This window comes from Agrobacterium sp. LAD9 (assembly GCF_003031125.1).
GTDB lineage: Bacteria > Pseudomonadota > Alphaproteobacteria > Rhizobiales > Rhizobiaceae > Agrobacterium > Agrobacterium radiobacter.
Genome location: NZ_PHGS01000038.1, coordinates 1 through 4,308, shown reverse-complemented (window position 1 = coordinate 4,308; position 4,308 = coordinate 1). Strand labels below are relative to the sequence as shown.

The following is a 4,308-nucleotide window of genomic DNA, read 5'->3' as shown; positions in this document are numbered from 1 at the left end:
GCGGGAAGGAAGCCGAAGACGATTCCGATCAGGGTCGAGCAGGCGAAGGCCACCATGATGGAGCCGGAAGAGAAGATCATTTTGAAGTCGGGGCTCAGCAAATTGAAAAGAGCGCTGATCCCGAGGGCGAGCATCACTCCCATGAAGCCGCCGACAAGGCAGACCATGACGGCCTCGATCAGGAACTGGGAAAGGATGTCGCTGCGGCGCGCGCCGACAGCCACACGAACGCCGATCTCCTTGGTACGTTCGGTCACGGACACCAGCATGATATTCATCACGCCGATGCCGCCGACAATCAGCGAGATCACGGCGACTGACGAAATCAGCAGCGTCAGGGTTTGCGTGGTGGTCTCGATAGTCTCGCGAATGGTCGCCGAGTTGGTGAGGAAGAAGTCTTTCGCGCCATGCCGACGTTCGAGAAGGCGCGAAACCGCGGCCTCGACATTGCCCGGATCGACATCGTCTCTGATACGGACCGTTATGCCGTCGACGTTCGGACGACCCAGCATGCGGCCCATGACGGTTGTGTAAGGCGCATAAACGGTCAACGTATCAACCGCCGGGCCGAAGGAGTTTTCCCGTTTCGTCACACCCACAACCCTCGCCGGCATTGTGCCCAGAAGGATGACCTGTCCCACCGGGTTTACCCGGTCTGGAAACAGGTCTCGCGCGGCGTTTGCATCGATCACCACATTCTGGCTGTAAGCGGTAACGTCCTGGGCGTCGAACAGTTGTCCATACGCCAACTCAAGGCCCCGTACACGAAAGAAGTCGGCGCCAACTCCGGAGACTGACACATTGACGGCCACGGCGGCGCGCTTGACGGTTACGCTCGTCGTGACGGTTGGTGTCACGCTGTCGACATAGGGCTGGTTCACCAGCGCTTCGGCGTCGGCGGGAACCAGCGTCCGTATCTTGCCCGCTTCCAGGTCGCCAAAGCCTTTACCGGCCCGCACCTCGATCGTGTTGGTGCCGAGCGAACTGATACTACTCAGGATTTGTTGCTGCGAACCGGCTCCCAGTGCCGAGATTGCCGCTACCGAGGCGATACCGATGATGATACCGAGCATGGTCAGAAGCGAGCGCATCTTGTGCGCCCATATTGCCGCGCCCGCCATACGAAAGGCCTCAGTCATCCGGTCAATTGCGCCACGCCAGCCAGCGCCCGGCGCGTGTTCGCGGATGGGCCGAGCCGTCGCGGCGGATTTGGATATATTGCGCTCGTCGGAAATGATTACGCCGTCGCTGATCTCCACAACCCGATCCGCGTGTTCGGCGATCTTCTTGTCGTGAGTGACGAGAATGATGGTGTGCCCCTCGGCGTGAAGCTCGCGCAGGATCTTCATGACTTCGGCGCCACTGTGGGTATCCAGCGCTCCGGTCGGTTCGTCGGCCAGAATTATCTCGCCGCCATTCATCAGGGCGCGGGCGATCGACACACGCTGCTGCTGGCCGCCCGAAAGCTTGCCCGGGATATTGCCCGTCCGGTCGGCCAGGCCCAGCCGGGTCAACAAGGAGATCGCTCGCTTGTGCCGGTCGGATCGGCTGCGTCCGGCATAGATGGCCGGCACCTCGACGTTGCTGGCCGCGCTGAGATCGCCAAGCAGATGATAGCGCTGAAAGATGAAACCAAAACGCTCACGGCGTAGTGCCGCGAGTTCATCCACGGACATCTTCGAGGTCTCGCGTCCTTCGATCCAGTAGCTGCCGTCCGTCGGACGATCGAGGCAACCAAGGATGTTCATCAGCGTCGACTTACCGGAGCCAGAAGCACCGATGATGGCCATCATCTCGCCGGCCTCGATGTCGAGGTCGACGTCTTTCAGCACCTGCACCATCTCGTCGCCTGCGGGGAAAGCGCGGGATACCCCACGTACGCGGATCAGTGGTTCCGTCATGGCGCGCCCTACCGCTTCGCCGCGGCCAGTTGAGCCTGGCCATTCGTGCGTTCGTCCGTGGATGCTCCCAGGACGATGGTCTCGCCTGCCTGAAGACCGCTAAGGATCTGGATGTCCGCGCCGTTGTCGATACCGACCTGGACCTCCCGGATCTGGACCTCGCCCACCGCGTCCAGTATGCGGACACGCGCCGTATCGCCGGCCCGGGACGCCCCTTCCACTGCGCTGAGCGGGACAAGCACGACGCCGCTGACGCGGCTCAGAACGATGGACACCTGCGCGGTCATGGAGGGCCGCAGAACCCCGTCCTCATTCGCCACGTCGATCAGCCCGGTGTAATAGACAGCGCCGTTGGTTGAGCCAATCCGGCTCGCGGCGGCGCTGCTCTCGTTGGCGATGGAGGCTGGGGCCGGTTCCACCTGTCGCAACTCCCCATCGAAACGGCGCTTCGGATCGCCAAGAATGCTGAACCAGACCGGCAGGCCCCGCCGTACACGCACGACGTCAGCCTCGGAGATATCCGCGCGCACCGTCATTGTATCCAATCGCGCGATCATGACGATGGTCGGCGCAGTCTGCAGGGCATTCACGGTTTGACCTTCGTCAGTGACGATCGCCACTACTGTGCCGGCTATTGGGGCAGTGATGCGCGTATAATCCAGTTCTATACCCGCAGACTCCAGCCCGACCTGCGCCTGGGCGACCTGAGCGTCCAGCGATTGAACCTCAGCCCGCGCGGTGTCTCGCATCGCAACCGCGGCGTCATACTGGGCGCGCGGCGTGGAACCACCTGCCAGCAGGTCACGCTCGCGCTCGAAATCCTTCTCGGCTTTCACCAGACCGGCGCTGCGCGCAGCGTGAACGGCGCGGATGTTGGCCAAAGCGGCCTTGCGGTCCCGCAAGGTGTTGCGCCGGGTCTGGGAATCGATCTCGGCCACCAACTGGCCAGCCTCGACGATGTCACCGATCTTGACAACCAGATGCTCAATGCGACCCGAGGCCTGGGCACCGACACGCACCAGCTCGAGCGGTTCGAGAACCCCGGTCGCCAGCACCACCTCTTCAAGGTCACCCGTCCGCGCCTGCGCGGTCACCAGTTCAAGCTTCGCCGGCGGACGCAGAAACAGCAGCCCGACACCCAGCAGACCGACAAGGGTTGCCGCCGCCAGGATCAAACGCTTGCGGGTAATGTGTCGTGTCATTTAGTCGTGGTCCATGCTATTGAAATTTGCGGGCTTTCTCTGTCACGAGAGTTACCTGAAAATTACGGGGAGCCGTCGTCGTGCCTGATCCGTTTGGTACGCGTTGTAGAATCAACCGATCGGCAAAGTGTTTGCAATGTGGGGGGGCGTGCCAGAGATTGCCCGCCAGACATCAAGCGATCGCGGCCGTGCTCAGCCAACGTCGACGGATGAAAACGCCTTGACCTGTTGGCGCAGGCGACGAACCTACCGCTGCTGGAAAACGCGCTTCTCGCGCCAGCGTACGGCAAATGTGCTGCCCTTGCCTGGAGTGGACGAAAGCTCAACGTAGCCGCCGTGACGGGTGACGATCTCGTTGACCATGCTGAGCCCCAGACCCGCACCTGAGCCGTGAGGGCTGACCCGGTAGAACGGTTCGAATATGCGCGACTGCTTATCGCCGGCAATTCCGCAGCCCTGATCGGCGACAGTCACGCTGCCGTCAGCCTCGATACTGACCGATATCTGTCCTCTTCCGCCTCCGTACTGGACTGCATTACGGACCAGATTGATGAATGCACGCTCCAGAGCTTCGGCATCCCCGGGAACGAACAGGTTTTCGGCATCGCTATCGAACGAAATCTCGTAACCTTCGGCAATCGCCAGGGGAGCAAGGTCGGCAACCACCTTCGACACAACGCTGTTGAGATCGACAGGTGCATTCTGCTGGGGCTTCTGCCGGTACTTCTCGGTGTCGAGAAGCTGGTTCGCGATTGCTGTAAGTCGCTTGATGGCCGTCTGCAGGTGTGTCTTGTCCGCACCTGGTGAAAGTGTATCGATTCTCACCTGCAGGACAGCAATCGGCGTTCGAAGTTCATGGGCCGCGTTGACGAAGAAGCGCTGCGTCGCCTCGAAGCCGCTATCGAGACGACGCAGCGCCCTGTTGATATCGCGCACCAGGCGAAGCACCTCATTGGGCAAGCCCCGCTCTTCCACCAGGGCGCCACGTGTGTCGAGGTCGATCCTGTCGAGACGCCTGGTCAGATCGCTGAAGGACCGCAAAGCCCAGCGTGTGACAAACGGAACGCCAATCAGGGAAATGGCGACAAGGATCAGCGCCGGCACGCCGATGGCAAGGTTCCCCAACAGCACGGTCACACCATATTGGGACATCGAAACACCGCCAGCAAAAATCGTTGCCTCACCGGCCTCTGTGTCGAAACGCT

The 4,308-nt window shown here is 61.5% G+C and carries 3 protein-coding genes; all 3 read right to left on the bottom strand.

All coding sequences use genetic code 11. The features are described 5' to 3' along the window. A partial coding sequence (locus DA915_RS28530) for a MacB family efflux pump subunit (protein WP_107678100.1) occupies positions 1-1,901 on the bottom strand: 1,901 nt, incomplete at its 3' end. Between the two features lie 8 nt (positions 1,902-1,909). Beyond that, a complete protein-coding gene (locus DA915_RS28525) occupies positions 1,910-3,103 on the bottom strand; it encodes an efflux RND transporter periplasmic adaptor subunit (protein WP_107676016.1) in 1,194 nt (397 codons plus the stop codon). Positions 3,104-3,349: 246 nt separating this feature from the next. Next, a partial coding sequence (locus tag DA915_RS28520) for a HAMP domain-containing sensor histidine kinase (RefSeq protein ID WP_107678099.1) occupies positions 3,350-4,308 on the bottom strand: 959 nt, incomplete at its 5' end.

Bases quoted from the DNA above. Each gene is read 5' to 3' on its own strand.
- DA915_RS28525 (WP_107676016.1), bottom strand. From the start codon at position 3,103: ATGACACGACACATTACCCGCAAGCGTTTGATCCTGGCGGCGGCAACC.